At 71.3% G+C, this 6,320-nt stretch carries 6 protein-coding genes; all 6 read right to left on the reverse strand.

Annotated features, from left to right (window positions below):
• Positions 1-37: 37 nt before the first annotated feature.
• The 6 genes from ACJA3G_RS27120 to ACJA3G_RS27145 all read right to left on the reverse strand — a co-directional run bounded on the left by ACJA3G_RS27120 (position 38) and on the right by ACJA3G_RS27145 (position 6,092).
• Positions 38-955, reverse strand: coding sequence for a tyrosinase family protein (locus ACJA3G_RS27120; protein ID WP_406555669.1), 918 nt, complete (start codon positions 953-955; stop codon positions 38-40).
• 25 nt (positions 956-980) lie between these two features.
• Positions 981-1,358 carry a tyrosinase family oxidase copper chaperone gene (locus ACJA3G_RS27125; protein WP_406555670.1) on the reverse strand — a complete coding sequence of 126 codons (378 nt, stop codon included), beginning with the start codon at positions 1,356-1,358 and terminating at the stop codon, positions 981-983.
• 147 nt (positions 1,359-1,505) lie between these two features.
• Positions 1,506-2,612 carry a 3-amino-4-hydroxybenzoic acid synthase gene (gene griH, locus ACJA3G_RS27130; protein WP_406555671.1) on the reverse strand — a complete coding sequence of 369 codons (1,107 nt, stop codon included), beginning with the start codon at positions 2,610-2,612 and terminating at the stop codon, positions 1,506-1,508.
• Between the two features lie 14 nt (positions 2,613-2,626).
• Complete coding sequence (locus ACJA3G_RS27135) at positions 2,627-3,472, reverse strand: 2-amino-3,7-dideoxy-D-threo-hept-6-ulosonate synthase (protein ID WP_406555672.1); 846 nt, start codon at positions 3,470-3,472, stop codon at positions 2,627-2,629.
• Positions 3,473-3,491: 19 nt separating this feature from the next.
• A complete protein-coding gene (locus tag ACJA3G_RS27140; protein WP_406555673.1) occupies positions 3,492-4,886 on the reverse strand; it encodes an aspartate kinase in 1,395 nt (464 codons plus the stop codon).
• A gap of 255 nt (positions 4,887-5,141) precedes the next feature.
• Positions 5,142-6,092 carry a BTAD domain-containing putative transcriptional regulator gene (locus ACJA3G_RS27145; RefSeq protein ID WP_406555674.1) on the reverse strand — a complete coding sequence of 317 codons (951 nt, stop codon included), beginning with the start codon at positions 6,090-6,092 and terminating at the stop codon, positions 5,142-5,144.
• Between the last annotated feature and the right edge of the window lie 228 nt (positions 6,093-6,320).

Below are 6,320 nucleotides of genomic sequence, written 5' to 3' on the forward strand. Positions count from 1 at the left end.
GCCCGCTATACCGCACATGTCTCAGACCCCCCTCTCGTCAGGCGTAGGTGTAGTACCGGCGGTGGTCGGCGACCTCGGCGACGGTCCGGGTGTGCCAGGGGAAGAGCGGGGTGCTGGGGTCGGCGACCTCGGGGGTGGGCTCCTGCGGGAGGTAGTGCGGTACGTCCGGGTGGAGCGTCTGCCAGTCGGCCCAGATCTTGTCGATGAAGCAGTGGTGCAGGAAGAAGACCGGGTCGTTGGGGGAGGAGATGTACATCATGTGGCCGCCCACCCACTGGTGGCCCGCGCCGTGCAGCTTCCCGGCCGGGGGCTCCCAGGCGAAGTTGGTGTAGCCCTCCAGGTGGTTGCGGAAGCTGTTGTACGGCGGCTGGCTGCCGGAGGTGTAGTTCCACGGCGGGCAGTCGTAGACCGGCAGGTCCATGGTCTGCTTCAGCTGCTCGGGCGAGGGCAGCGAGGGAAGCTTCTGCCCGATGCGCCGGATCAGGAACTTGCGGTCGTCCACGGTGTAGTGGCCGTTGAGCGCCGGGTTCTCGTCCCCCTCGGGCTGGACGTTGACGCGCAGCTCCCAGCCGTTGGGGTAGGCGAAGGGGCCGGTCATCACCATGCCGTCCGAGGGCCGCCCGTCGCCGCCCATGAAGTCGTCGGCCCACAGCGGGGAGTGGGGCGACTGGTCCTTGGTCCAGTCCCAGTACGGCAGGGTCACCGTCGGGTCGACCCGGCGCAGCTCCTTCTCGAACTCCATCAGGTACTGCCGGTGCCAGGGGAAGAACCCCGGGTTGATGTGGCCGACCCGCTTGCCGGTGTCCTTGTCCAGGTAGTCCTGGGAGTTGACGTCGACGTGGAGCTTGACGAACCGGTCGTAGATCCCGCGCCGCTTGATCTCCAGGACGGCCTTGATGAACCGCCGCCGCTCGCCGCGCGACATGTCCAGGTGGTTCCTGCGGACGTGTGTCATGGTCCTGTTCCTCAATCTCGCGGGATCACATGGAGTGGTGGGAGGCGTCGCCGAGCGGTACGAGGTTGGCGCCGTGCAGCTCGTCGACGGCCGCGCGGGCGGCGTGCAGCGGCGTCTTGGCGACCTCGTAGTGGCACAGGGCGCTCAGATAGGCGCCCTCGCCGAGCTTCATCAGGTGGAGCGGCCTGCCGTCTATGGAGACGGCGTGGTCCGTGCCGGCCGGGGTGACCCGGATGACGCGGCCCTTGTAGGTCTCGGTGTGGCCGTCGCTCGGAGCGGCGGCGAGGGCGGGAGAGCCGTCGTCGCGGGCGCCGTACACGGCGACCCCGCCGGCCCCGGCGATCCCGGTGGCAACGGTGGCGGCGACGGCGCCCCGCTTGATGACATCGCGGCGGTTGAGCATGGGGGAGTCCTTTCTGTGGTGGGGGTTGGGGGGCGCCCAGGACCGATGCGGTACTGGGCGCCCTACAGGGGCGCGGGACTGTGACATGTGCGGCTCCGCCGCGTGGGCGCGACCGGCCCGCAGCTGCCGGCAGCGTTGGGCGAACCGTTACTTCTCCAGGCAGAACTCATCGATCGGGTAACCCACATGCCGGTCCTCGCTGGGCAGGAACCCCAGAACCTTGTCCCCCGGCTTGAGCTCGGTGCTGTTCAGGACGACACCCCCGGGTCCCAGGACCCGTACGTGCCAGTCGTCCTGGAGGATCAGGTTCACCTGCTGCCCGTTGGGCGCCACCGCGTCGATCGAGATGAGGGGCCGCGACTCGATCTTGACCCGGCCGACCGTGACCAGCCGGGTCTGGCCCTTGATGTCGACGGCGAGGACCTTGCTGCCCGCCTTCAGCTCGCTGAGGTAGTTGGTCCGCTCGTCCTTGGAGAGCGTGTACGAGTGGATCGCGCCCGCGTTGACCCGGAACGGCCGTGTCGGCATGTACGGCAGCGGGTGCGTCTCGCTGACGCACAGGATCATGCCCTTGGAGTGCGAGCCGACCAGGATGCCCTCGTCCTCGCGGAAGTACGTGCAGGTGTCCACGCAGGCGCGCTCGCCCATGCCGATGTGCTCGGTGTGGCGCACCTCCAGCTCGACCAGGTTGAGGTCGGGCACGTCGGCGGTGGCGGCGGCCTTGAGGTGGGCCGCGTCGCCGACGGCCTTGGGCGCCATCATCACGCCGTCCGAGCCGTGCTCCAGGACACCGAAGATGATCTCGGCCTCCTCCACGTCCTTCGCCACCGTGATCATGCTGCCGGTGGCGCGGGCCGCCGCCGCGATCACGATCTCCAGCGGGATCTTGGTGGGGTCGCGGAAGAGCAGCACGCTCCACTTCTCGGTGCGCGCCGATTCGCAGGCGTCCTCCAGGGTCGGCGCGTCGATGATCTCCACGAAGCGCCCGAACTCCACCTCCGGGTGCTTGCACGCGAGTTCGGCCGGCGTGATCCCGTGCCCGGCCGGGTCCACGATGACCACGGACGCGTCCCCGAACTCGGCGGGCAGCGGCTTGCCCTGGGGGAACAGCACCTTGGTGACGGTCGGCGGCAGGTCGGCGAAGTCGGCGGGGTCATCGGCGACGATGCCCTCCAGCCGGTAGTGCAGGGCCTCCTGGAGGATGGCCTCCTTGGCCTCGCCGAGCGAACGGGCGTCGAGCCAGCTGAGCTTCATGGGGCGAACTCCTCTTAAGAGACGGTGGTCAGCGGTACGGCGGATGCGTCGGGAACCGCGTCGGACGCGGGCATCTCGTGCGGGTGCGGTACGGGGTGGACCAGCCGGGCGACCTTGGCGGCCATGGCGCCGGGGTCCGGGGCGAGGAAGACGTTGCGGCCCATCGCCACCCCGCTGGCGCCGCCGCGCAGCGCCTCGTCCACATAGGCGAGCACCCGGTCCTCGTCGGGCTCCCGGGGGCCGCCCACCACGACGAGCGGGACCGGTGAGGCGGAGGTGATGTCGCGCATCTCGGCGACGGTCTCGGCGCAGACGGTCTTGACGATGTCGGCGCCCAGATCGGCGGCGAGCGAGGCCGCGTGGGCGATCAGCGCGGGGTCGCGCGGGTTGGTGATCTTCGGGCCGCGCGGGTACATCATCGCGAGCAGCGGCACGTTCCACCGGTCGCAGGCGTCCGCGACCGCGGCCATGTCGGCGATCTGCTGCCGCTCCCGGGTGGAGCCGAGGTTGACGTGCACGCTGACCGCGTCCGCCCCCAGGCGCAGGCTCTCCTCGACGCTGGCGACCAGGTACTTGTCGTTGGGATCGGGGGCGTGCACGGTGCTGGCGCTCAGGTGCACGATCAGCGAGGTGCGGGCGAAGCGGGCGGAGTCGACGTACCGCAGACTGCCCTTGTGCAGGACCACCGCGTCCACGCCGTTGTCCGCCAGCCGGCCGACCAGGTGGTCGAGACGGTTCCCGCCGGTCAGCGGGCCGTCGGTGACCGAGTGGTCCAGCGGGACGATCAGCAGCCGGTCGCCGCCGTGGCGGTGGATCCGGCGCAGCCGCAACTGCCGTGCGAACGAATGGTGCAACATCATCACAACCTCCTCTGTCGGATCAGGCGGGTACGGGCGCGGTGACGCCCGTACCGGCGTTGAGCGCGGTCAGGCCGAACTCGTCGTGCAGGACCCGGGCGGCCCGTACCGCGTCGTCGTCCGGGACGGTCACCGAGATCCTCATCTGCGAGGTGGACACGGAACTCGGCGCGATGGCCGCCGACTTGAGGCAGCGCAGCATGCGCGCGGTGCTGTCCGGGCGGCTGAGCAGTCCCGTACCGACCAGGGAGAGCTTGGTGATCCCCTCGTCGGACTCCATGGCCCGGCCCGGGGGCCCCGGGCGCCGCGCCAGGTAGTCCCGCAGCGGCTGTACGTCGTCGGTGTGCAGGGTGATGCCGATGTTCACACCCGTGCTCTCGTCCGAGAGCGCGGCCATGTCGACGGTGAGGGACTCGCGGGCCAGGAAGGCGAAGACGTCGGTCGCCGCGTCCGCGTCGCCCGCGTCGAAGCGCAGGGTGACCCGGGCCACGTCCGCGTCGAGGACCACTCCGGTGACGGTCGTCGCTGATTCGAGCATGTCGGCTTTCGTCTCCTCCCTGGCGGCGATCACGGTCCCGGGGCCGGGCCGTGCGGAGTGCTTGACGTGGATGTCGACCTTGCGCAGCGCCGCCAGCTCCACGGCCCGGGCGTGCATGACCCGGGCGCCGGCGAACGACATCTCGGCCATCACGTCGACGTCGACGGCCGGCAGCACCCGGGCGCCGGGCAGCAGCCGGGGGTCGGCGGTGAACACCCCGTCGACATCGGTGTAGATCTCGCAGTGGGCGGCGCCGAGTTCGGCGGCCAGCGCCACCGCGGTGGTGTCCGACCCGCCGCGCCCCAGCGTGATCACATCGCGCCGGGCAGTCAGCCCCTGGAACCCGGCGACCACCGCCACCGCGCCCCGGGCGAGCACCTCGTCGATGGTGTCGGTGTCCACGGTGACGATCACCCCGCGGCCGTGCGCGCCGGTCGCCAGGATGCCGGTCTGGGCGCCCACCAGGGACACCGCCCGCACCCCGGTCCGGTGCAGCGCCATGGCGAGCAGCGCGGCGGACGCGTTCTCGCCGGTCGCGAGCAGCTGGTCGGTCTCGCGGCCCGCCGGGGGCGCCCCGACGGCCTCGGTCAGCCGGAGCAGCCGGTCGGTGGTCTTCCCCCGGGCCGAGACCACGACGACCACCGGACGGCCGGTGCGGTGCGTGGCCGCGACCCGCTGCGCCACCGCGCGGATCTGCTCGATCGTGGCGAGCGAGCTCCCGCCGTACTTGTGCACCACGGGTCCGCGCCGGTCGGGGCGTACGGAACCGCCGGGGTGTGCCGGTTCGCCGGGTTCGCCCAGGCCGCCGGGGTCAGCGGGGCCGGCGTGGCCGGTGCGGTCAGGGCCGGGTCCGGCCGGGCCGTGCGGGGAGGGCGCCATGAGAGGGGTCACCTCCGCCGTTCGAGAGAGCCATGAAGCAGTCCTTTCACGCGGCTTCGGCGAGGCTTTCTCCCGGTTCCCCGTTCCTTTCCGGTCCGGCCCCACCGGCGGTGACGCTGCCAAAGACGCGTATCGGCCAGGTTTCACGCGGATATCGCGGCCGGACGCGCGGCGATACCGGACGCGAAATGCCCCGTGCCGAGAGCACGGGGCATTGGGGAAAACGCTGGTGGGAACGGTGCCCACCCGATTTCGTCAGAGTTTCAACGTCGCCTGGAGGCGGAGATTGGCCTGCTGCAAACTGGTCAGCCGGGTGCGCATCGCCAGGGTGTGGTCGGTCCAGGACGTCTTCACCGCCCGGTGCGTGGGCTGGCGGATGAGGGACGCGACAGGTGCCGTACGGCCCGCCTCCACCGGGGCCGCGCGGCCGGGTGCCCCCAGCGACGGGTCCTCGGCGAGGATGGCCCGCTCCAGGGTGCGCAGCGACTCCCCGGGGTCGATGCCGAGCTCCGCCGAGAGGAGCGTGCGGGTCTCGCGGAACTGCCGCAGCGCGTCGGCCTGCCGCCCCGAGCGGTACAGGGCGAGCATGAGCTGGGCGCACATCTGCTCGCGGTAGGGGTTCTCGGCGACCTGCCGGTACAGCTCCCCGACCACCTTGCGGTGCCGCCCCATCTGGAGCTCCAGGTCGACGCACTCCTCCAGTACGGACAGCTGCTCCTCGCGCAGCATGGTCGCGGCCTGGCGCAGCACCCTGCTCTCCAGGCCCGCCGCCACCGGCCCCTTCCACTGCGCCAGCGCCGAGCGGAACAGGTCGACGGCCTGCTCGGGCTGCCCCTCGCGGGCGGCCGAGCGGCCCAGCGCCGCCAGGTGCGAGAAGCGGGCCAGGTCGAGCGCGGTGTTCGGGACCCGGATGCGGTACCCGGCCGGGTGCGTCTCGATGAGGTCCCCCACGCCCGCCCCGACGAACTGGCGCCGGATGGCGGAGACGCAGATCCGTACCTGCCCCTTCGCGGAGGCGGGCGGGGTGTCCTCCCAGATGGCCTCCAGGAGCCGTTCGATCGGTACGACGTGTTCGGCTTCCAGCAGGAGCGTGGCGAGCAGTGCCTGTTGCCTGAATCCACCGAGACGGACCTTGCGGCCCGCGCATTCGACTTCCAGTGGACCGAGTATTCGGAAAGTGAATGCCTGGTTAACCGCTGACTGCATTGGCTGAGCCCTCCCCAAGTCGGCGTTCTAGCATCTCTTTTCGGCCTCCGGGGACCGTTTCGGCCGCCGGTGGCAAGCATTCCGGCCCGGCCGATGCGGCGGCCGGGCGGAACGTCTTCGGCAAGGATTTCAGATGGGCCGTCGAGTACGCGTGGAGCGGGTCGTGGCGGGCGCCCCCTACCGGGCCGGGGCGGCGGCGGGGGCGCCCGCCACGACCCGCTCCACGCG

This window comes from Streptomyces sp. YS-3 (assembly GCF_045257485.1).
GTDB lineage: Bacteria > Actinomycetota > Actinomycetes > Streptomycetales > Streptomycetaceae > Streptomyces.